This window comes from Mycobacterium sp. 852002-51971_SCH5477799-a (assembly GCF_001667145.1).
GTDB lineage: Bacteria > Actinomycetota > Actinomycetes > Mycobacteriales > Mycobacteriaceae > Mycobacterium.
On sequence record NZ_LZIF01000097.1, the window covers coordinates 1 to 21,921 of the forward strand.

Here is a 21,921-nt window from a genome sequence, read left to right on the forward strand (position 1 = left end):
CCCGCAGGTCCCCCGTTTGCCCGCCGACCTCCCGCACGATGCCCATGGCCTCGTGCCCCAGAATGTCCCCGGGATTCATGAATGCCCCGAGAATCTCGTACAGGTGCAGGTCGGACCCGCAGATATTGGTCGATGTGACTTCGATGACCGCGTCGGTGGACTGCTCGATCTTCGGATCGGGCACCGATTCCACCCGCACATCGCGTTTGCCGTGCCACGTGACAGCCTTCATGTGAGGGCGATACCCGTCTCGCACTCGTCGAAACGGCTTTGCGGTGACCTGTGGTTAGCGGACTCATCGCCGAACGGTGCCCCAAACCGCCTCCGATGAGTCGACTCCTGCGGAAACCACTGTCGGGTAAGGCTTTAACGGTGGCGGTGGTTAAGCGGATGCTCACTGTCGACGAGTGCGGCCGCGATGTCGACCAGCCGGGTGTTGGACTGTTGTGAAAGCCGGGTGAGCAGCCCGAAGGCCTCGATAGCGTCGAGATTGAAGCGCTCCATGATGATTCCCTTGGCCTGCCCGATGATGTCTCGCGAGGCCAGGGCGCTGCGGAATTGGTCCTGCCGGCGCATCATCGACCAGGCCAGGGCGATATGGGTGGCATAGACCGTGCCCAACTCCACCGATTCCTCGTTGAATGCGTGCGGACGATCGGCATAGAAGTTGAGCGCGGACATGCTGGTGCCGTCGACGAACAACTCGAACGAAAGGACGGAACGAATCGGGGTCTGCTCGAGCGCATGCCGCCGGTAGCACGGCCAGCGCCGGTCGGCGTCCAGGTCGACGATGTGCATGACGTGGTGCTCCCAGGCCGCGGCCAAGCACGGCCCTTCGCCGCATCTGTTTTGGATCGCGTCAAGGACCATCGGATAACAATGCGTCGCAACCACGCTACTCACCGACCTGCTCTTCTCGGCCAAGGTGATCCCGGCGTACTGGCAACCGGTCACGTGATCGACGCCGTTATCGATCAGTTCGTGCAGTCCAGCCGCGGTGTCGCTGCTTTCCCGCTCCAGATTGGTCACCAGCTCCACGAGCTGATTGACGATGGTGGCGCTTCCATCTCGCATCGGACATCACCCCCTCGGGCCTGGGCCGCAGAGCGCCTTCCCGCAGGCGGCAGAGTGGCATTGACAAGTCTAGGAGCCGTTCAGCGAAGCGCAAGGCCGGATAACGAACACCCCGTCGGCGATGCCCGGCCACGCAGCGCACCAGAAGGTCGTCGGCGCGAAGGCAGCGTCAGAAAACTCTCCCGGACAACGTCTTTCGCGGCGGACGTGAGCACGGGATCGAACGGGGCACCGCGCCGTCTCGACGGCCGCCTACACTCGGGTGAGTGACCTCCATCGTGATCGTGGGAAGCGGCTTCACCGGATTCACCTGCGCCCGTCGGCTGGCCAAGATTTTGCGCCGACGGCGTGCCCCGGTCGACATCACGATAATCTCGCCGGTCGACTACATGCTCTACACGCCACTGTTGCCAGATGTCGCCGGCGGTGTCGTAGATGCCCGCTTTGTCGCTGTGCCACTGGCCAATTCGCTCAAGGGTGTGCGCGCCGTGCGCGGTCGCGTGGACGCTGTGGACTTCGCCCAACACACGCTGACCTATTGCGATCCCGAAGAGCGCAGCCATTCCATGTCGTGGGATCGTCTGGTGCTGACGCCCGGCTCGGTGACCCGATTGTTCGATGTCCCGGGGCTCGCCAGACACGCGCGCGGGCTGAAGACCACTGCCGAGGCCCTCTACCTGCGAGACCATTTCGTCGAACAGCTGGAGCTGGCCAACATCGAAGACGAACCGCGGATCGCCGCGGCCCGGCGCACCGTCGTGGTGGTCGGCGCGTCGTATTCGGGCACCGAGCTAGTGGCGCAGCTGCGGGCGCTGGCCGATGCTGCGGCCAAACAAATGAGTTTCAACCCCGCCGAGGTGCGGTTCTTGCTGCTGGACCTCGCCGACCAGGTGATGCCCGAGGTGGGGAAGAAGCTGGGTGACGCCGCGCTCAAGGTGCTACGCAAACGCGGCATCGACGTCCGGCTCGGCATCACCCTCAAGGAGGCGCACGCCGATCACGTTGTGCTCAGCGATGATTCGCGCATCGAGACGCGCACGATCGCGTGGGTGACGGGGGTAACCGGCGCACCATTGATCCAGAACCTGGGGCTGCCGACCGAAAAGGGCCGGCTCACCGTGCAGCCCGATCTGCAGGTGCCCGATCACCCCGAGGTCTTCGCGGCCGGTGACGCGGCCGCGGTGCCCGACCTGACCCAACCGGGAAAGGTCACGCCGCCGACCGCCCAACACGCAACCCGGCAGGGCAAGGCGCTGGCCCGCAACGTCGCGGCCAGCCTCGGTTATGGCAGCAGCAAGGAATACAAGCACCGCAACCTCGGCCTGGTGGTCGACCTCGGCCCGCGCTATGCGGTGGCCAATCCGCTCAACATCCACTTGTCCGGATTGCCCGCCAAGGCCGTCACCAGGTCGTACCACTTGTACGCGATTCCACGCGGCGTCAATCGGTGGGCGGTGTCGCTGGCGTACCTGACCGACTTGCTGTTCACCCGCTCGGTCGTTTCGATCGGGTTGTCCTCCGAGGACGACGCGCAATTCACGGCCAGCGAGGGCATTCCGATGCCCAAGACGAGCTGACTCAGCCCGACGGGTGTCAGCCTTCGGCCGACTGTTGCGCCTTGGCGTACGCGAGTTGAAGGAAGTCCGCGCCGGCCAGTGCGCTGAACACGCCGGCGATGAGCCGGGTGAACCGGGGCGCGAACACCAGGCCGATGGCGAACCCCGTGGCGACCCACATGTCCAGGCAGAAAGGGCAGGTGAGCAACTCACCCAAGCTGTGCCGCAGCTGACTCTGGTCGCGGACCTCTTCCTGGACTTCCGCCGGTCCACCCGTGCCCTCGTAGCGCGTAAAGGGCGCCCGCAGCGGGCTCGTCACGGCGTCCTTGGTCAAGGTGCGCGACAGTTTGTGGGTGCCCAGGGTAAGTAGGACCAGGTCCTGCACCCGCCAACGGGTCGGTAGTGTGCGCCCGCTGACCAGCGCGGCCAGCACCGCAACCATCACCACGACGCCGTAGACAACCATCACCGCCAGGTAGCCGCCCAGTGGCCGGTCGTTGTCGCCGCGGTAGGCGTCGGCTTCCTGCCGCGCGCCGTCGGCGACCTGAGCGCCGGCTTCCGTCAATTCACCCATCGCTTCTCCTCAAAGGCATAGCGGGACGAATACCCCGCGGCGGCCGCAGCAATCCGGAATCGCTCAGACCGTGCCCGGCTCGCGGCGCTTGCTCGGCTTCGCGGCCTTGCGCAAGGTGCGGTTGGTAGACCGCAGGTCGGTGTTGGCCGCCGACAGCGTGGCATTGTGGTCTTCCAGGTCGAGGATGCGCGCGACGCCCGCGAGGTTGACCCCGGAGTCGACCAGCTCACTGATGCGCCTGAGCCGCATCAGGTCGTCGGCGCTATACCGCCGGGTACCGCCTTCGCTGCGAGCAGGCGTGATCAAGCCGTAGCGTTCGTAGAGCCGTAGCGACTGCACCGCGATCCCGGACAATTCGGCCGCCACCGAGATGCCGTACACACCATGGTCGGACGAGGGGGCACCCGCGTCACCGCGGAAATCGGCCATCACCCATCTCCTTCAGCTACCCGCCCATCTCCTCTAGCGACCCGCTCAAAAAATCTGTGTAGCACACTTGCATCATTCTGTCGAGGATGATATATGAAATTTATGTCATTAGACATAGGAAATTGCCGACCCACCGCCTAGATTGGAGTGAGAGGTGACCACCATGCTGATGCGTTCAGATCCCTTCCGTGAGCTCGACCGCTTCGCTCACCAAGTCCTCGGCACCGCCGCCCGGCCGGCAGTGATGCCGATGGACGCCTGGCGCGAGGGCGAGAAATTCGTCGTCGAGTTCGACCTGCCCGGCATCGATGTCGACTCGCTGGACATCGACATCGAGCGCAATGTGGTGACCGTGCGCGCCGAACGACCGGCCCTCGATCCCAACCGCGAGATGCTGGCCACCGAGCGGCCGCGCGGCGTGTTCAGCCGCCAGTTGGTGCTCGGCGAAAATCTCGATACCGAAAAGATCGAGGCCGCCTACGCCGAAGGCGTTCTGCGGCTGCATGTTCCGGTGGCCGAGAAGGCGAAGCCGCGCAAGATCACCGTCGGGCGCGGGGACACGCAGCGGGCCGTCCGCGACAGCGCCGGCGAGCGCGAGGTCATCAACGCCTGACCGACCGGCGGGCCGGGCGGCGGTCAACTCCCCCGACCACCGCCCGCCGCCGGCCCCAGCCACCGGTACGGACGTCTCGCCCGGCGCCAGGGAGGCCGGATCACCATGAAATGGGAACTCGATGGCCAAACGGCCAATGTCGAACAGGCATTGGCCGGCGGCGCCGCACAACCGGCGGGCTGGTTTCGGTTTTACTTCACCGATCAACGCTGGGAATGGTCCGAACAGGTGCAACGCATGCACGGATACGAGCCCGGCAGCGTCACTCCGACCACCGAACTGGTGCTGTCACACAAGCATCCCGACGACCGCGCGCACGTCGCGGCCACCATCGGTGAGATAGTCCATACGCACCAGCCGTTCAGCACTCGGCACCGCATCGTCGACACCCGGGGAAATGTGCGCCACGTCGTCGTCGTCGGTGACCGGATCTACGACAACGACGGCGACGTGATCGGAACGCACGGGTTTTACATCGACGTTTCGGGACCCCGCGAACAGATGCGCGAAGACGAGATGAGCGCGAAAGTCGCTGAGATCAGCGAGAATCGCGCCGGCATCGAACAAGCCAAAGGCATGCTGATGCTGATCTACGGCATCAGCGAAAGCGCGGCCTTCGATCTGCTCAGATGGCTGTCTCAGGAAGCGAATATCAAGCTGCGGCCCCTGGCCGAGCAGATCGCCAAAGACTTCCGCCGTGCCGGCCTGCCGCTGAACGCGCAGTTGGAATTCGACCACCTGATGCTGACCGCGCATGAGCGCGTCCGCCCGTCCGCCAATAACGAGTAAAGCCGGCCGGGGTCGGCGTACAGCTGCAGGCTCGCCTCCTCAACGAGCCACCGCCACGGCTGGGTGTTGTGCACCGACGGGGCGCGCGATGCCAAAGTCAGGGCCGTCCGGATCGTTCCGGCGTCCAGAAAGCGGGTGTTCATACCGGTTCCCTTTCTTAGCTTGCCGATATTCACGATCAGGCATCCTCGGCGGCGCCACGAGGGCACGACGGCTCTAAACCCAAGGACTTTCGGCCAATCTTCGTGGCCGGTCCGCCAGGGCGCCGTCCGCCCTTATGCTGACCACGATGGCGAATCACGGCCCCGATCCCACCACGCCGCTGTGGCGCGCGGCGCAAGTGTTCCGGGTGCTGAGCTGCGTCTACGCCACCGGCTTTCAGATCGCGGTCAACCCGGATCTGGTGCGGCCCGGGCTGGGTTGGGTGCTGTTCGCGGGGCTGATCGGCTGGAGCGCGGCGTGCGCGTTCGCCTACCTGCGGGGGTTCGGGCGCAAACCGGCGTGGGTGCTCGCCGAGCTCGTGGTCGTCGTCGTGCTGATGTGGTCCAACAACCTCGTCGCGAGCCCGCACTGGGCGGCCGAGAATCAGACCTGGCCGACGACGTTGTGGGCGAGCAATCCCACGATCTCGGCCGCCATCCAGTTCGGTCCCGCGGGCGGAATGCTGACGGGACTGGCGGTGATGGCGACCAACTTCGCCGTCAAGAACTACCTCGCACTCAACCTGGGGCACAACGCCACCGTCATCATCGAACTGGCAATCGGCATGGCGATCGGGATGGCCGCGCAAACCGCGCGCCGCGCCCACGGCGAGCTGCAACGGGCCGCCCAGTTGACGGCGGCGGTGCAGGAACGCGACCGGCTGTCCCGCCAGGTACACGACGGGGCCATCCAGGTGCTGGCGCTGGTCGCCAAGAAGGGGCATGAGATCGGCGGCCCCACAGCCGAACTCGCCGACCTGGCCAGCGAGCAAGAACGCGCGCTGCGGCGCTGGCTGGCGTGCACGGACATCGACCAGGAAACCGACGGTGCCACGGTCGACCTGCGCACGCTGCTCCGATGCCGGGAATCCGATCGCGTGTCATTCAGCCTGCCCGGCACGCCGGTGCCGTTGGGGCGTTGGGCGGCAACCGAACTCGACGCAGCGGTGGGCAACGCGCTGGACAACGTGACTGCCCACGCCGGCGCGGATGCACACGCGTTCGTGCTCGTGGAAGACCTCGGCGATTCCGTTCTGGTCAGTGTCCGCGACGATGGCGTGGGAATTTCGGCGGGCCGGCTCGAGGAAGCGACGCGCCAGGGACGGCTCGGCATCTCCCAATCGATCGTGGGACGGCTGACGTCGTTGGGCGGCAGCGCCGAATTGCGCAGCGATCCCGGGGAAGGCACCGAGTGGGAGTTGTGCGTGCCGCGCGGGGAGGGACCTCATGGCGGATGACCGGAGTCCGACGACGGTGATGGTGGTCGACGACCATCCGATCTGGCGCGACGCTGTCGCTCGTGACCTGGCCGAGGACGGCTTCACCGTGGTCGCCACCGCCGACGGTGTGGCGGCCGCACAGCGGCGCGCGGCCGCGGTCCAGCCTGACGTGGTGGTGATGGACATGCAGCTGACCGACGGCGACGGTGCGCAGGCGACCGCCGCGGTGCTCGCGGTCTCGCCGTCGTCGCGGGTGCTGGTGCTGTCGGCCTCCGATGAGCGCGAGGACGTTTTGGAAGCGGTCAAGGCTGGAGCGACGGGATACCTGGTCAAAAGCGCCTCCAAAGCCGAACTGGCGCAAGCGGTGACAGCCACGGCGGCGGGACGGGCCGTGTTCACCCCGAGCCTGGCCGGGCTGGTGCTGGGTGAATACCGGCGCATCGCGCAGACCAAGGACGACGGCCCCGCCCGCCCCAGCCTCACCGACCGCGAAACGGAGGTTTTGCGTTATGTCGCAAAAGGGCTGTCCGCCAAGCAGATCGCGAATAAGCTTTCGTTGAGCCATCGCACGGTGGAAAACCATGTGCAGGCGACATTTCGCAAGCTTCAAGTCGCCAATCGAGTGGAACTGGCTCGATACGCCATCGAGCACGGCCTGGACGGCGAGCCGTGACCCGCGGGGCGGGCGGATAACCGCACCAATTACCCCGCGGGTCAACCGAATCCGCGGCTATGGTGCCACCTCGTGCGGGCCCCGCAGCGTGACTTTTCCGTTGTGCTGGGCCACGATCCGGGCGGTCACCAGCGCGGTCACCACCACGGCCATGCACACCAGCCCGTCTTCCTTGAGTCCCCACCTGATCGCGGCGAGCAGGGCCACGCCCGTGACACACAACAGGGCGCCGATGGCGCGACCCTGCCCACGCGACGTCACCGCGGGTGCGCCGTCCCAACCGGACAGCGGATTGTTCTCCAGCGGCCGCAGCGCGACGAACAACACCGCCACCGCGACGACCACGATGAGCACCTGCGCGAGGCTGATGGCGAGGAAGTCCTGCGCGCCCGGAAAGCGCGGGCAGCCAAGGTAATCGAAGACCAGGTGTACGCCCAGCAGCACCGGCATATGCCACAGGTACAGGGTCATCGCACCGGAGTTGCCGATGGCGGTCCACCACCACACCCGCGGGCGCTGCGCCCAGCGCGCGATCGCCGGCGCGGCCGCGATTGCCAACGCGCTCAGGATGATTGCGTGCCCCGCCAGCAGCAGTGACGGAGGGCTGGTGTTGGACAGATGGTGGTCACCAGTGCCGACCATGCTGATTTGATAAGGCCCCCAGTGCACCAGCGCGACGTCCACGGCGAAGAAGGCCGCGGCGACGGCCAGCGCGGCGCGGCCACCGAGCAGCCCGCGACGGTACGCCACACCGAACATGGCGGGGATGAGCCAGACGGCCAGGTTGAGGTAACCCAGTGGCATCATCGCCGGCCAGTGCAACCGGATCACGTCGATCAGCGCGATCGCACCATAGACCGCGACGACAGCGGCGACCAGGCGCGTGGCCGTCGTGATGCGGTACAGCACGGGCATGGCCGCCAGCACCAGGACGTAGGCCCCCAGGAACCAGAGCAGCTGAGTGCTGACGCCGGCGATCGGTTCGTAGATATGTTGCGGCAGAGCCCGATACAGCACCGTCAGCGTTACGGCCCAGAACGCCAGATAGTAGAACACCGGGCGGAACAGCCTGGTGCAGCGTTTCATCAGCCAGCCTCCCCAGTTGGTGCTTGGCGACCAGGTAGACACGCAGGCCGCCGCACCGGCGAAGAAGAACAGCGGCATGATCTGCAGCAGCCACGTCATCGCCTGGAACAGCACCGAGCTGGTGAGAAGGTTGTCCCAGATCAGGACGTGGTTTTCAATGATGCTGGCCGCCATCACGGTGTGGCCGAGCACCACGCCGACCAGCGATGTGATGCGGATGACGTCCAGGACGCGGTCGCGATCGGCCGGCGTACTCGCGGCGACCTCGGCGACGTCGGGAAACTTCACAAGAGTTGTCATGCGGGGAACTGCCCTTCTGCTGATGCGAATACGTTGTGGTGAAAGACGCGATGAGAGAAGCCTCGCCGACGGTGCGCACGCGAGCCTGCGCACTTCTACGCGTCGAGGCTGAGTAGTACTACTCAGTTCGCAGAGCTGAGCGGATCGTAGTCCGCGAGCAGTTTCTCGATGCGGGCCTCATCGAGTCGCACCCGCACGGTCGCGGCCTCCTGCTGGTCGCGGATCACCTTGGCCAAGGTGAACGCGCTCGACACCAGGAATAGGAAGGTGACGCCGAGAAACAATCGTGGCCATGGGTCAAGCGGGAGGAAGTAGATCCCGCCGAGCGCGGCTACGAAGCTGAGCGCGAACGCGACGGCGGCCTGAACGAAGAAGGCGACGGTGGTTTTCGAAGTGCTGCTGGGAACGGTCATGCCAATAAGGCTGCGGCAGCGGACCGTTCGTGGGCATCCGTAGGACTACTCAAATTTCTCGGTGGGACTACCGGGCCGCGCCACCAGCGCCGCCACGGCGAGCGCGGCGCCCACTCCGACCGCCGCGGCCACCACCGTAGCCAGCGCCACCGAAGCGAACTCGGAGTCCGCGAGCGGCTTGACCACGGCCACCACGCCCAGCGCGGGCACCACCAGCCGGACCCACCAGGCCACCACGCTGTCGTCGGGAATCCGCGAATTCGCCTCCGTGACAAACACATACAGCGCCATCAGCAGCAGGGGCGCCGCGCCTAGGATGACGAGCGCGATCCAGCGCGCGCCATGCGCCGAGACCACCGCCGATATCACCGCCACGAGCCCGATCACCGCCAGTCGCAGGCCGGCGTTCGGTGACGCCCCGCGCATGACCGCCAAACCCGTGGCCGCGCGCGCCGCGGCCCACCCGGACACCAGCGCGGCTGCCACGGCCAGCGCGATCCCGGCCACCGTCAGCCACCGCCGGCCGTCATCGGCGTAGAACTCGGGCACCGCCTCGGCCAGCATCTTGGCGCTCCATCGCCAAGGCCCGACCACACCCTGGTGATCGCCCACCCACAACACCACGGCGGCCGCGGCCACCACCGCGGCGGCCAGTGACATGGATCGTCCCGGCCGGGCGATGCGCGTGGTGCGGACGGTAAGCAGTTCGACGCCCACCATCCCCAGGCCGAAGCCGACCAGCTGGCCGGACAGCGGGCGCGGTGTTGCGGCTGTTCCGATGACGACGGGGTCGGTGCTCAACGCGACGAGGGTAATCACCGCCACCGCGAGGTAGACGTAGATGAGCAGGCCCGCGAGCACGAGCGGCACCGCCAATGACGCCACGGCCCGAGTCGATGTCCAACAGGTGGCGGCGCCGACGACGAGCGCCGCAGCCGCGGCGGCGGCCGGCAGCCACGACACGATCGCGGCGGGATCGTCGGCGGGCGAAAACAGCTGCAGCAGTTGCAGTCCGAACGTGGCCGCGAATTTCGCGGCCAGCACCAGATAGGCAAGCAGCTGAACGATGCCCGCGGCAGTCCCCGCTTTGGGTCCCAGGGTGGCGCCGATCAACTCGGCGGTGCTGCGCGCGTCCGGCGCATGGCCACGCAATCGTGCGAGTGCGTAGATCACCGGAATCATCACCGCCGCCCCGAGCAACGCGCCCAATCCGTACCACGCCGCGGACGCGATCACGGCCATGCTCAGCGCTGCGGCGCGCCACGTCCCCAGCAGAGCCTCCCCCGACCCGGTTTCCGGATGCGGCGACGCGAGTAGCGATTTCTTCGGCATTGCCTAAGCATGACCCACCGGGCACGCAATGGTTCCCCGAACGCGGCGTGGTTTCGATAGTTTTGTAGGCCCAGCGGCAGTGAGGACTTGACGATGTCTGACACGGTGAAGGTGTCCGTCGACCGCAACTCGGTCGCCATGGGTGACGATGTTGACTCGCACCGCGAGTTCTGGGTTTTTCCCGCCTCGGCCACCGTCGATGACCTGCTGGTCGAAATTTCCTCGCACTACGTGCCGGGTGTGGCCGGGCCGGCCGGCTGGCGCGTGCATCTGGGGATTCGCCGCGACGAGCAACAGCAAATCGGTCTCATCTACACCCGCGATGACCTCGGACGGCAGGATCAGATCTGCAGGCTGTACCCCGGCGAGAGAACGCTGGGCGAGCTGGCCCGTTGGACGGGATTGCCGGAGCTGGAGGTCTACGCGTCGTACCTGACCTATGACCAGGCCCGGCCCATGGCACTGGACGAGGTGGCGGGCGGCGCCACTTGCACGGGCAGCCGACCGGTCAAGCTGGAATCCGAGGCGGCCGCCGATGCCAAGCGTGACTGGGTGATGATGCGCGAACTTGACCGACGCGCCTCCGCGGTTTCCGATGCGCGGCGCGACTGGGTTCGGGCCAATCTGCTAGCAGCGCCGCCGCCGTGGATCGAAATCTTCATCGCGCGCAACTTCCACTATCTGACCGATCTGCACTGCCCCGCCAGCATGACCCTGGCGGCAAACATGCTGGGGATCAACGAATCCAGTGGAGAGCAGTTGGCGGCGCGGGCCAACGTCGACGTGCGTTCCGACATCGTGATCCTGGCGATGGTGCTGGCCGCTTTCGAGTGGGGAGCCCAACGCGACACGTGGCGCGTCGGCGAAAGACCGTACTGCAAGGCCTATCTGGAGCTGCTAGCCCATTGCGGCTATCGGCTCTCGCCGATAGAACACGTCATGGCCGGCCACATCAGCATCGAGGAACTCAAGCTTTCGGCGACCGACACCGCCCGCCTCGACCGCATCCGGCAGCTCCGAGACCAGCAATACCAGCTCCGTATGAACCGCTACTACGCAAAAACCCTCAGTGACGAGCAATACAGGGCCGCCATCGAATCCGTCCACGCCGAGCTCTCTAGTCTGGGGGAGCTTCCCGGGCCGATGTAGGTCTCGAACGGCCGAACGCATCGCTGGGTCGTGGCCGAAACCGGTTTTGCCGATGACCAGACCGGCGAGGAGCAAACGTGGCGCACCCGAGCGCTCAGGCGTCGATCACCACGCGCCCGGATTTCGCGCGGGACACGCAGACCAGCATCTCGTCGTCGCCCTCGACGGTGCGGCCGCGGCGATCAACCTGTCCCCCAAGCACTTTTACCTTGCAGGTTCCGCAGAACCCCTGCTGGCAGGAGTACGCGGTGGTCGAATCGCGGTCGAGCATCACGTCCAGCGCCGACCGGTTGGCCGGGACGCTGAGCACCCGCTGCGAGCGGGCCAGCTCCAACTCGAAGGGAACACCATCGACCACCGGCGGAGGACCGAAACGTTCGTAGTGCAGCGGCGCGTTCGCGTGTTCGTTGCGCGCGGTGCGCACCGATTCCAGCATGGCGGTGGGGCCACACACGTAGACCGCCGTCGCCGGCCCGGCGTCGGCAAGCAAGTCGGACGCGGCGGGAAATCGGCCGCGCTCGTCGTCGGCCCACACGGTCACCCGGCCCGGGTCCACCGCCATCACCTCGTCCAACAGCGGCATGTACTCCCGGCTGCGACCGGCATAGACGGCGCGCCAATCGATTCCGCGTTGCTGGGCGGTTTGGATCATCGGCAGAATCGGAGTCACCCCGATGCCGCCGATCACGAACAACACCTCACGCTCGTCGGTGACGAGATAGAACGCGTTGCGCGGCCCTTCGAACTCGAGTTTGTCACCCATGTTGAAGGTGTCGTGCATTTCGATGGAACCACCGCCACCCTCGGCGATGCGGCGCACCGCGATGCGATAGTCGGTGCGCCGGCCGGGCGCACCGCACAGCGAATACTGCCGGCGGCGGCCCGATGGCAGCCGAACGTCGATATGGGCGCCGGGTGTCCAGGACGGCAACAACCCACCGTCGGGGTCGACCAGCGTCAAAGCGACCACATCGGGCGTCACAAGCTCGCGGTTGGCGACCACCGCGGTGGTGGTGCGCCGTACGGACTCCACCCGCGCGGATGTCCACCGCGACGCCGACGCCAGGCCGCCGAACAGCGAACCGACGCCGTACAACGCGGTATACATGCGGTCACGCTTACGGCGCCCGTACAGGTCGGCCGGAATGCTGTCCCAAATAGTCTGCGCCACAATCATCCTCACATCTGACTGATGCCGCGACGGTCACCGGAGCGGGCGATCAGGTCGACCCACTCGCCAGTGAGCCGGGCGATGACGTCCGGGTAGGCGGTGACCACCCAGTGGCCGCCCTCGATCGGGACGACCCTGCCGCCTTCCGGAATGGCGCCGGTAAACCGTTGCAGGGCGGGCGATACGAAATAGTCCTGCCGCGCGACCAGCACCTGCACCGGGACGGTAGTCCGCGGCAACTGCGCCGGGGGCGCTAGCATCGGTGCGGGCATGTTCGCGCGGTACAGGTTGAGCCCGTTCAGGTAGTCATCGACCGAGCGGTACTTCGCACCACGTCCGCCACGGGCGCTCGATCCACCGATACGCTCAACGGCCTCAAAGACTTTCACCGTCGCCCTGGACCGGATCGCCAGCTCCGGCACGGCCGGACAAAGGAAAAACCAGATGTACGACGAGGCCAGGACCTGTTTGACGACATCGAGAAGCGCGCGTGGCGTGCGGGCCGACCGCAAGAATTTGCCCGCGTAGTTCAGGTGCGGCCCGGAGACCGAAGTAAACGAGGCGATTTTGCCCATAACGGTGTCGTCGGTGACCGCCGCCCAGGCCTGGATCGACCCCCAATCGTGGGCCAGCAGATGCACCTCGTCCACGCCGAGGTGCTCGATCACCGCGCCGACGTCGGCGACCAGCTGCGGCAGCCGGTATCCTGAACGGTCTGGCGGCGTTGAGGATTGGCCGGCGCCACGCACGTCGTACGCCACGACATTGAACCGGCGACCCAATGTCCCCAATGCTCTGGCCACCCCGTCCCATACGTGGTGGTTGTCCGGATAGCCGTGGATGGCCAGGATGGTCGGCCGCCCGGGGTCGATGTCGGTATAGGCATGCACCGCCAGTCGCACGCCGTCGGAGGCGGTGACCGTGCTTGACGCCACTTCGGTCGTCATCGTCAGTGCGACGCGCGGGCGGCGGGTGAGCGGGCCAAATAGTCGACCGCGCGACCCACCCCGCCCAGCTGGGAAGGATGGAAACTCGGCGTGTAGTAGGCGCCGATGACCCGAAGGAACTGGAACGGACCGGGCACCAGGCCCCGGCGTGCGGCGCGGAAGTAGTCCCGCCAGCGCGGCTTGGTGCCGGGCGGCAAATAGGGGTCGACCGAGTACATGAATCGCACGCCGCGCACGAACAACCACAGCAGCGCCGGGGTGATCAGCAGCTGGGTACGAACCTGCCGCCAATACCCGGCACGCAGATGCTTCATGGTGTCGAAGGCGACCGCTTTGTGCTCGACTTCCTCGGCGCCGTGCCAGCGCAACAGGTCCAGCATCACCGGGTCGGTGCCCATGGCGTCATGCTGCGGGGTGTCGAGAATCCATTCGCCCAGGATGGCGGTGTAGTGCTCGAGGGCTGCGACCATCGACACCCGCTCGAGCAACCAGCTCTGCCGCCGGCGTGCACTCCACCGCGGCCGGTCGCCGATGAGTTGGGTGAATAGCCAACGCATTTGGTCGGTGAACGGCGTCACGTCGATGTCTTTGACCGCGAAGTGTCCGAGCACCCCCGCGTGCGCCTGGGAATGCATCGCCTCCTGGCTGATGAATCCCTGCACATCGCGGCGCAGCTGGTCGTCTTTGATCAGCGGCAGCGTGTCCTTGAAGGCGGCGACGATGAACTCCTCACCCGCCGGCAGCAACAGGTGCAGCACGTTGCAGAAGTGCGTGGTGAAGGGCTCGTTGGGCACGTAGTAGAACGGCAGCGTCGACCAATCGAAGTCGACGTCACGCGCCTGCAGGACGATTCGCTCATGGTCGAGCGAGGCGTCATGCGGGCCCGTTGCCTTGTCATCGACGGTGAACATCGTCGCCACCCCTTTCCGTCTTGCGTCCCCAAGCCTTGAGGCTAGGCGCTGCGCTGCGCCTCGTCCTGAACCTCAGTGATCAAACGCTCGCTGCGCAAGAACCGGACCAGATGATCGACCGTTTCGGTCAGGGCCGGCTCGCGCAGGCGGACCTTGGCCAGCCCTCGTCGGTGGCGATACTGGGTGTTGTCGTAGCGCTTGTCCCGCATCGCCGCGATCTTGTCCGCCGACCGGGTGAGGAAATCGACCAGCGGGTACATCTGGTCGTTCGGCGTGCAGCGGCGGTTCAGCTGCTCGGTGAACGACGGGATGTCGTGGTAGTCAAAGCGATACCCGTACCGCTCGGACAGGATCCGGGTGACGTCGGTGAGGTTGTAGTAGTCGTCCGCGGTCATGTTGAAGACGCTGCCCGACTCGTCGGGCAGGCTCATCAGCGTGACGATGTGATCCGCGATCAAATCCGCCGGCAGCAGGCTGATCTGGTTGAGCGCGTTGACGGCGACGCCGTGCTCGATCATGAACGCCGTCAGGCGCACCAGGATGTCGTCCTGGCTGCCGAAGCCCGCGCGGGTCGGCGAGATCAGCGAGGGCCGGTAGATGCGGACGTCGAGTCCCTTGCGCTGCGCGGCCAGCGCCAGCTGCTCGCCGACCCACTTGGTCTGCGAGTAGCCGAAGTCCAGGCCGGCCATCTTCTCGTTGGCGTCCCACTCCCCGACCACCGGCTCGGTGCTCCAGCCGTAGATAAACGTGCTGGAGACGAGATGAAAAGCCTTGCGGTGGTTGGTCATTGCCAGACGCAACAGCTCGCGGGTGCCCTCGACATTGGCCGGCCGCAGGGCGTCATAGGTGCGCACGTAGTTGACCAGGGCGCCGTTGTGCACGACGGCATCGACGTCGCGCGCCAGCTGCTGGAAGGCCGCCTCCCCGATGCCCAGCGCGGGCTCGGCGAGATCGCCGCAGACGATGCGGACCCGGGCGCGGACGTCGGATTCCAGCGCCGGCGTCCAGAGCTGGGCGCGGCGCAGCGACGCCACAATGCGGTCCAAGCCGTGCGCGGAGTCCGTGGCACGCACCAACGCATGGACCGTGAAGGAGGTTTGCGCCAGCAGGCTGCTCACCAGGAACGGCCCGAGGAATCCGGTCGCGCCGGTGAGCAGCAGATCGGTGGGCTCACCCGAGTGCACGGGTGCCAGTTCCGGGAGCGGAAGTGCCGCGTCGGCCCGCATCTGGGCGGCTTCGTAGGCTTCGTACTCGGCGGAGATCTGGTCCAGCGCGCGCCGCAGCGCCTCGAGTGGCTGCCCGGATCCCTTGCCGAATTGGCTTATCAGCCCGAAGAATTCGGACACCGTCAGACGCTGCAACAGGCGCGTGTTGACCTCTTCGGCCAGCTCCCCGGCGCCGTTCTCCTCCAGCAGGGCCTGCAGGTCCGTGCGGAGTTCGGCCAACGCCAGCGAGTCGATGCCGAGATCGGCGAACGAGCAGTCCTCGTCGCCGCTGAGGTCGTAGCTTTCGATGAGATTGCGGAAGCGCTCCAGCGGACCCGCGCCGTCGGCCAGGCCATCGTGAGTCCGGTTGGCCGACTGATTGATCCAGCTCGTGAACCTCGGCAGCTTGTCGTCCAGCCACAGCTGGCGTGTGGATGAGCGCCGGATCTTGCCCGATGTGGTCTTGGGAATGCAGCGCGGCGGTGCGAAGACGATCGTGTGCGGGTCGATGTGGCAGTGCCGCCGGATCGCGCGGGCCACGGCCTTAGCGTCCGGAAGGTTGTGCTCGTCGCGCACTTCGGCGACGACGACCAGCGCTTCGGACTCGTCGTGCTCGACCGAGAAGGCGGCGACGCAGCCCTTACGGACCTGCGCTGCGGTGCGCTCGACGACGGCTTCGATGTCGGAGGGGTAGCAGTTGACGCCGCGGACGATGATCAGGTCCTTGCTGCGGCCGCAGACGAACAACTCGCCCTCGTAGACGAAGCCCAGATCGCCGGTCCGCAGGTAGGTGCGCTCGTCATCGCCGGCGACGCGCGCGCCGAACATCTCCGCGGTGAGCTCCGGCCGGTTCCAGTAGCCGGCCCCCTTGGAGCGTCCGGCCAGCCAGACCTCACCGACCCGCCCGTCGGGCAACGCCTGCCGGGATTCGGCATCGACGATGCGAACCACCGCATCCTCGATGGGCTTGCCGCAACTGACCAACGTGACCTGGTTGCTGTTTTCGGGCAGCGCCTTTTCGACGCGGGCGACGTTGCGCTCCAGCCCACGCTTGTTCACCGCAATGGTCTGGCGTCCGCGGATCGACACGGTCAGGGTGAATTCGGCCATGCCGTAGGCGCCGGTGAGCGCCTCGGGCCGCAGGCCGTACTCGGAGAATCGCTGCCGGAACCGAGCGAAGGTGTTGGCGCGCAGCGGCTCTGCGCCCACCACGATGCATTCGAGACTGCTCAGGTCGACGCCGGCCAATTCGGTGGCGGGCAACTTGTCCTCGCGCAGGCAGTACTCGAGCGCGAAGTTGGGTCCGGGCGTGTGCGTGGCGTGCACGTCGCTGATCAGCCGAAGCCAGGACGCCGGCCGGGCGAGGAAGTCCAGGGGCGACATCGCATGCGTGGTGCCGCCCAACAGCACGACGAACATGTAGGCCGAGATCAGCCCCATGTCATGGTGTTGCGGCAACCACGAGGCCACCACCACTTCGCCGCCGCTGAAGGCGAAACCGTTGGCGATGATGTTGGCGTGGGTGACGATCACACCCTTGGGATCGCTTGTCGAGCCCGACGTGTACTGCAGGAAAAGCACCTCGCCGGGAGTGTCCGCCACGGGCGCGCCGCCGAAGTCCTGGGCAGCGTCGGTGGCGAACCAGGGCAGCTCGGGCAGGCCGGCGCCGGACTCGTCGGTCCAAAGCTGCTGGCCGTGGCGCTGGCCCAGCAGGAGGCGGAAGTCGTACTCGAACTGCTTCGTCGACAGCACGGCCTTGGCCCCGCAATCGCGGGCGACGAAGCTGAGCTTGGCCAGCCCGGAATCAAAGGACATCGGCAGGGGCGGGCTGACCGGAACGGCGATCACCCCGATGCGGGCGCACGCATACAGCGCCGCGACCATTTCCAGACCGGGCGGGTAGACCAGCAGCGCGCGTTCACCCGACTGGAGACCGGCCTCCGTGGACAGGTAGGCGGCCAGCTCCCGGGTGCGTTCGGCGAAGCCCTGGTAGGTGTAGTGCTCGAGTTCGCGGCCATCGCCATCGACGAACCGGAAGAGGGTCTGGTCCGGCCTCTGCGCTTCCCACTTGTGTAGGTAATCGATCAGCGTCTCCATCGCGGAGTGATCCCCCTTCCAGGTTGGGTGGCCCGAGCACGACTCACGTCGGTAATTATTAATCCAATGTAGCGCCGTTCGCCTATCCCGAGCAAATGGTCCACCAGCATTAATGGCCATCGCACATTACATTCACAGGACAGACTTAATCGCCAGGACTAAATGCGCGGATGCTGATATGCGCTTTTACGGATCTCAGTATCTCAGTGTGGTGTCACCAGGTATTATCGCTGCTCTTCGGCCTGAAATACTGATGTACGTATCTACGAATTCGCGCATTTCCTATTAACATCTAAACACCCAGCCGATCCAAATTCGGCTTTTGCCTTAGCCACGCCCATCGGGCCAAATCGCAAATCGGAAAACGCCATTATTCACAGGATAGCGTCGGGCCCGGAACCTCGGGCGCGGGTGTGCCGCCAGACCACCTGCGCGCCGACGGCAGGCGGCTACGAGGGCCTGGAAATGCGGATCCGCGGGCCCGCGCGTGCCACGAGTTTCACGATGCCGAGGAAACGCTCGCCGTCGATGATGGGCGACAGAGGTTCGTCCTCGGCTTCGATCGTCATTTCGTTGCCGTTGACGTCGCGTAGCCCTTTGCCGCGGAGCATCCCGTTGGTCAGGGCCAGCGGAAGCTGCGCCACGATCCGGGATGGCCGGAGGTTTCCGGCCTGAAAGTGCAGCGCACCCGGCTCGGACGCCTTGGGGAACAACCGAAGCGGCCCACCGATGCGCAGATCGATCGCGCCGGCGTGCAACAAGCTGTGCGTGCGCGATGGCACCTCATCTCCGTCGATCACCACGCGCGCCCGCGTGGGAGTGAACAGGATGGAGGCGTAGTTCGGCGTCTTCACCCGGCTCGGGGCGACCTTCGAGGTGATGTAGTCGCCGAAGCTGCGAGCGATCACGCGGGCGACAGCCAGCCGACCGTGATCGGGTGAGTCGTAATACCGGTCGTAGAAACGATTTCCGACGCCCCCGGCGGCCAGCCCGAAGCAGAGCCGGTGAAACGCCGCGCCGTCGGCGATTTCGCCGTCGAGCACCAGCGTGTCCAGGCTCTCCTCGGGTGGGGGTTGGTCCGTCTCGGCGGCGGACGCCAGCGCACGGATGATCGTTTCGGGCCGTCCGCGCACCCGGGCCTTGCGCGCGACGGCGTTGACGCTGCCGCCGTTTGTCGGGACGAACGCCGGCCAGCGTTTCGGATCACTCACGCAGCGCTCGACTTCGTTGATCAACCAGTGCAGCGCGCCGTCGCCGCCGTCGCCGACGAGGTGGGTGACCCGCGGCGCGAGCTGCTGGATGGCGCCGTGCAGTTCCTCAATGGAGTTGGTCTCGTGCACCTCGCCGCGGGAGCCGAGGATGTGGCGCAGTTCGGCGATGCGGTCGGGGGAGGCGGCGCGATTCTTCCGCGCTTTCGGATTGACGATGACGCCTACATACATCCGGCGATCCCCCGTGCGTGTCCGACAAAATTCCGCCCTGTAGGCAACCGCTCAGGTGGGATTTCGCTGGGCATCCCAGGCACGATACCCGGCCGTACCGGGGGACCAGTAACGCTGCCGCACACAGCCGCCCGGCGCCGTGGCCCGAGGATCCGCATCGCAATTGCGAAGTTAGGGTGTTTGCCATGCCCGATTGGACCGCAGCGGAGCTGCCCTCGTTCGCCGGCCGAACCGTCGTCATCACCGGGGCCAACGCCGGGCTGGGCGAGATCACCGCCCGCGAGTTGGTTCGGGTCGGCGGCCACGTCATCCTGGCCGTCCGCAACACCGACAAGGGCCACGCCGCCGCCGCGCGGATGACAGGCGGTCCCGCGAGCGGGACGGCCGAGGTCCGCCAGCTCGACCTGCAAGACCTGTCGTCGGTGCGGCGCTTCGCCGACGGCATCGACGCGGTCGACGTCTTGATCAACAACGCCGGCATCATGGCTACCAAACACGCCGTCACCGTCGACGGTTTCGAGGGCCAGATCGGCACCAATCACCTCGGCCACTTCGCGTTGACCAACCTGCTGCTGCCCAAGCTGACCGACCGCGTGGTGACGGTGTCCTCGCTGATGCACCACTTCGGCTACATCAGCCTCAAAGACCTGAACTTTCAGTCCCGGCCGTATTCGGCCTGGCTGGCCTACAGCCAATCGAAGCTGGCCAATTTGCTGTTCACCAAGGAACTGCAGCGGCGGTTGGACGGCGTCCCCACATCGGTGCGTGCGCTGGCCGCCCACCCCGGCTGGTCGCACACGAACCTGCAAGGCAACTCCGGCCGCAAGCTAGGCGACGCGGCGGTCCTCGCGGTCGACCGGATTGTGTCCACCGACGCCGACTTCGGCGCCCGGCAGACGTTGTACGCGGCGTCGCAGGATTTGCCGGGCGACACCTTCGTCGGCCCGCGATTCGGACTGTACGGCCGAACCCAGCCGACGTGGCGCAACTGGCCGGCAAAGCGCGCCGGCACGGCCATGGCCCTGTGGGAGCTTTCCGAGCGGCTCACCGGGACGAAGTTCCCACTCTGAGCCGTGCGGCGGCGGTGCCGCTCAGCCGGACAACCCCATCCACGCGCCGGCCACGCGGGGCGCGGCTAGATTAGTTGGGTAGTCCCAACCGCACGCAGCGAGGAGGTAAAGCCGTGTCGGACGCGAAGCTGGCGGCCATCCTCGCCCTGTGCGCCGCGCTGGCGTCGGCGATCGGCAACGTGGTCCGGCAACGTTCCGCGCAGGAGGTCACCGACAAGCGGGTGGGCCACCTGACGTTGTTCGGCATGCTGCTGCGCGACAAGCGCTGGTGGCTGGGGGGTTTGGGAGACATCGGCAGTTACGTGCTGCTGGCCGCCGCGCTCGACAAGGGCTCCGTCTTGCTCGTGATGTCGTTGCAGGTGACGGCGCTGCTGTTCGCCCTGCCGATCTACTCGCGGATGACCGGCAATCCCATCACCGGCAGGGAGTGGAGCTGGGCGCTGGTGCTGGCGGTAGCGCTGGCAGTGCTCATCGCGATCGGAGACCCGACCGGCGGGCAGCAGCGGGCGCCGCTGCACATCTGGATCGTGGTGGCCGTGGTGATCGTCCCGCTGTTGTTGCTGGGTTTGCTCGGCGCGCGGATCTGGGCGGATCGCCCGGTCGCGGCGCTGCTGCTGGCGGCGGTGGCCGGCACCTTGTTGGCGGTGTTCGCGGTCCTGATGAAGGGCGTCGTCGACATCTTGGAACGCCACCCCGGGCAGGTGTGGCTCTCATTCGAGCTGTACGCGCTCGTGTGCTGCGGCGCGGCCGGAATGATCTATCACCAATCGGCTTACCGGGCCGGCGCCCTCACCGCCTCGCTGCCGACGATCATCGTGGCGAAGCCCTTGGTGGGTGGGGTGCTCGGTATAATCGTGCTCCGCGAGACGCTGGAAGCCGGCGGCTGGGAGTGGTTTGTCCTCGCGGTGACGCTCGTGGTGGTGATCATCGCGACTGTCGGTCTGGCTCGCGGTGAGGCCGCCTCCATGTCGGCCGGCGCCGGGCGTGATGTGAAAGCCAGCGCGCGGCCGACGGCGGCTACCCAGGCGTGAGCGTCAGATTTCCGAATTTTCCTGCCGCGTAAAGGTTTTCACGATTGCTGGCCGCGCGCAGGCTGCTACGGGTTGATGGTGTTGTCGCCCACTTGGCGGCCCCAGACGTATTCGATCGCATACGGCGATCCGGTGTCGAGGTGGTTGTAGGGCGCGATGCTGTTGCCGGTGTCCATGATCAACTCGGGTGCCGGCCACAGATCACGGGTGACCTGCTGCCAGCACCCTGGCGCCCCGCCCGGGCCGCCGCGCGCGTTCACCCGAGGCAGGTTCTCGGGATAGATGTAGGGGTTGGGAGCACCGCCCACCACGCCGGCGATGCCGCCCACCATCGAGGCGAGAACAGGCACCGCGGACACCGGATTCGCGATCAGTCCCAATCCGGAGAGCACCTCGGTGTCCATGTTCAACGAGTAGCCGTTGAAGCCGCCCTCGGCCGCGCCCGTGGCGGGCAGCGCATCGTGTTCGCTGCGCATCAAGCAGTAGATTTCGGGGCTGTAGGTGTCCAGCAGCTGCGCCGTCGGCACCAGGTCGGCCGCCCCGCGCGCCAGATACGGGCCGGCCTTCTCGAACAGCTCCGCACCCGTGTTGCCGAACCCGGCCGCCGACAACAACGCCTGATCCAAATCCTTTTGCTGG

Annotated in this window: 21 protein-coding genes; 8 read left to right on the forward strand and 13 right to left on the reverse strand. The window is 66.4% G+C overall.

Going from position 1 to position 21,921, the window contains the following annotated elements; all coding sequences use genetic code 11:
* Positions 1–232: alcohol dehydrogenase catalytic domain-containing protein (locus tag A5753_RS14170; RefSeq protein ID WP_156656106.1), on the reverse strand; the 232-nt coding region annotated here is incomplete at its 3' end.
* Positions 233–366: 134 nt separating this feature from the next.
* Positions 367–1,074: a GAF and ANTAR domain-containing protein gene (locus tag A5753_RS14175; protein ID WP_067128904.1), complete on the reverse strand. Its 708-nt coding sequence runs from the start codon at positions 1,072–1,074 to the stop codon at positions 367–369.
* Positions 1,075–1,340: 266 nt separating this feature from the next.
* On the opposite strand from A5753_RS14175, the gene A5753_RS14180 reads away from it, so the two are divergent.
* Positions 1,341–2,651, forward strand: a complete 1,311-nt coding sequence (locus tag A5753_RS14180; protein ID WP_067128907.1) for an NAD(P)/FAD-dependent oxidoreductase — start codon at positions 1,341–1,343, stop codon at positions 2,649–2,651.
* 16 nt (positions 2,652–2,667) lie between these two features.
* Here the strand turns inward: A5753_RS14180 and A5753_RS14185 are convergent, their stop codons facing one another.
* Both A5753_RS14185 and A5753_RS14190 read right to left on the reverse strand, forming a co-directional pair.
* The gene (locus A5753_RS14185; protein WP_067128910.1) at positions 2,668–3,204 is read right to left on the reverse strand and encodes a DUF1360 domain-containing protein; all 537 of its coding nucleotides are present in this window, start codon (positions 3,202–3,204) and stop codon (positions 2,668–2,670) included.
* Positions 3,205–3,267: 63 nt separating this feature from the next.
* Complete coding sequence (locus A5753_RS14190) at positions 3,268–3,633, reverse strand: helix-turn-helix transcriptional regulator (protein ID WP_067128954.1); 366 nt, start codon at positions 3,631–3,633, stop codon at positions 3,268–3,270.
* Between the two features lie 163 nt (positions 3,634–3,796).
* Between A5753_RS14190 and A5753_RS14195 the strand changes: the two genes are divergently transcribed.
* The 4 genes from A5753_RS14195 (at position 3,797) to A5753_RS14210 (ending at position 7,128) form a co-directional block, all read left to right on the forward strand.
* On the forward strand, positions 3,797–4,246 hold the full coding sequence (locus tag A5753_RS14195) for an Hsp20/alpha crystallin family protein (RefSeq protein WP_067128957.1): 450 nt from the start codon (positions 3,797–3,799) through the stop codon (positions 4,244–4,246).
* A gap of 105 nt (positions 4,247–4,351) precedes the next feature.
* Positions 4,352–5,035, forward strand: coding sequence for a PAS and ANTAR domain-containing protein (locus A5753_RS14200; RefSeq protein WP_067128913.1), 684 nt, complete (start codon positions 4,352–4,354; stop codon positions 5,033–5,035).
* Positions 5,036–5,312: 277 nt separating this feature from the next.
* Positions 5,313–6,473 (forward strand): MacS family sensor histidine kinase, encoded by a 1,161-nt coding sequence (macS, locus tag A5753_RS14205; protein ID WP_067128916.1) that lies wholly within the window; start codon positions 5,313–5,315, stop codon positions 6,471–6,473.
* Positions 6,463–7,128, forward strand: a complete 666-nt coding sequence (locus A5753_RS14210; protein WP_067128919.1) for a response regulator transcription factor — start codon at positions 6,463–6,465, stop codon at positions 7,126–7,128. The genes macS and A5753_RS14210 overlap by 11 nt, the downstream gene beginning before the upstream one ends.
* A 57-nt stretch (positions 7,129–7,185) precedes the next feature.
* Here the strand turns inward: A5753_RS14210 and A5753_RS14215 are convergent, their stop codons facing one another.
* From A5753_RS14215 to A5753_RS14225, 3 genes are all read right to left on the reverse strand, one after another.
* Positions 7,186–8,514 carry an acyltransferase gene (locus A5753_RS14215; RefSeq protein ID WP_067128925.1) on the reverse strand — a complete coding sequence of 443 codons (1,329 nt, stop codon included), beginning with the start codon at positions 8,512–8,514 and terminating at the stop codon, positions 7,186–7,188.
* Between the two features lie 122 nt (positions 8,515–8,636).
* On the reverse strand, positions 8,637–8,927 hold the full coding sequence (locus A5753_RS14220) for a YiaA/YiaB family inner membrane protein (protein ID WP_067128928.1): 291 nt from the start codon (positions 8,925–8,927) through the stop codon (positions 8,637–8,639).
* Positions 8,928–8,972: 45 nt separating this feature from the next.
* Complete coding sequence (locus A5753_RS14225) at positions 8,973–10,259, reverse strand: hypothetical protein (RefSeq protein WP_067128930.1); 1,287 nt, start codon at positions 10,257–10,259, stop codon at positions 8,973–8,975.
* Between the two features lie 93 nt (positions 10,260–10,352).
* Here A5753_RS14225 and A5753_RS14230 point away from each other — a divergent pair, with 93 nt between their 5' ends.
* A complete protein-coding gene (locus tag A5753_RS14230; protein ID WP_067128960.1) occupies positions 10,353–11,408 on the forward strand; it encodes a hypothetical protein in 1,056 nt (351 codons plus the stop codon).
* Between the two features lie 94 nt (positions 11,409–11,502).
* On the opposite strand, the gene A5753_RS14235 is transcribed toward A5753_RS14230, so the two are convergent.
* From A5753_RS14235 to A5753_RS14255, 5 genes are all read right to left on the reverse strand, one after another.
* The gene (locus tag A5753_RS14235; protein ID WP_067128933.1) at positions 11,503–12,585 is read right to left on the reverse strand and encodes a PDR/VanB family oxidoreductase; all 1,083 of its coding nucleotides are present in this window, start codon (positions 12,583–12,585) and stop codon (positions 11,503–11,505) included.
* A gap of 2 nt (positions 12,586–12,587) precedes the next feature.
* On the reverse strand, positions 12,588–13,526 hold the full coding sequence (locus A5753_RS14240) for an alpha/beta fold hydrolase (protein WP_067128936.1): 939 nt from the start codon (positions 13,524–13,526) through the stop codon (positions 12,588–12,590).
* 2 nt (positions 13,527–13,528) lie between these two features.
* Positions 13,529–14,437, reverse strand: coding sequence for a metal-dependent hydrolase (locus A5753_RS14245; protein ID WP_067128939.1), 909 nt, complete (start codon positions 14,435–14,437; stop codon positions 13,529–13,531).
* A 41-nt stretch (positions 14,438–14,478) separates the two neighbouring features.
* Entirely contained in the window at positions 14,479–17,739 is a 3,261-nt protein-coding gene (locus A5753_RS14250; RefSeq protein WP_067128942.1) for a thioester reductase domain-containing protein, read from the reverse strand.
* Between the two features lie 449 nt (positions 17,740–18,188).
* Positions 18,189–19,181, reverse strand: a complete 993-nt coding sequence (locus tag A5753_RS14255; RefSeq protein WP_067128945.1) for a diacylglycerol kinase family protein — start codon at positions 19,179–19,181, stop codon at positions 18,189–18,191.
* A gap of 185 nt (positions 19,182–19,366) precedes the next feature.
* Here A5753_RS14255 and A5753_RS14260 point away from each other — a divergent pair, with 185 nt between their 5' ends.
* Together A5753_RS14260 and A5753_RS14265 are read left to right on the forward strand one after the other, a co-directional pair.
* The gene (locus A5753_RS14260; protein WP_067128948.1) at positions 19,367–20,251 is read left to right on the forward strand and encodes an oxidoreductase; all 885 of its coding nucleotides are present in this window, start codon (positions 19,367–19,369) and stop codon (positions 20,249–20,251) included.
* Between the two features lie 113 nt (positions 20,252–20,364).
* Positions 20,365–21,282, forward strand: coding sequence for a DMT family transporter (locus A5753_RS14265; protein WP_067128951.1), 918 nt, complete (start codon positions 20,365–20,367; stop codon positions 21,280–21,282).
* Positions 21,283–21,347: 65 nt separating this feature from the next.
* Here the strand turns inward: A5753_RS14265 and A5753_RS14270 are convergent.
* The coding region (locus A5753_RS14270; RefSeq protein ID WP_197694693.1) for an MCE family protein at positions 21,348–21,921 on the reverse strand (574 nt) is incomplete at its 5' end.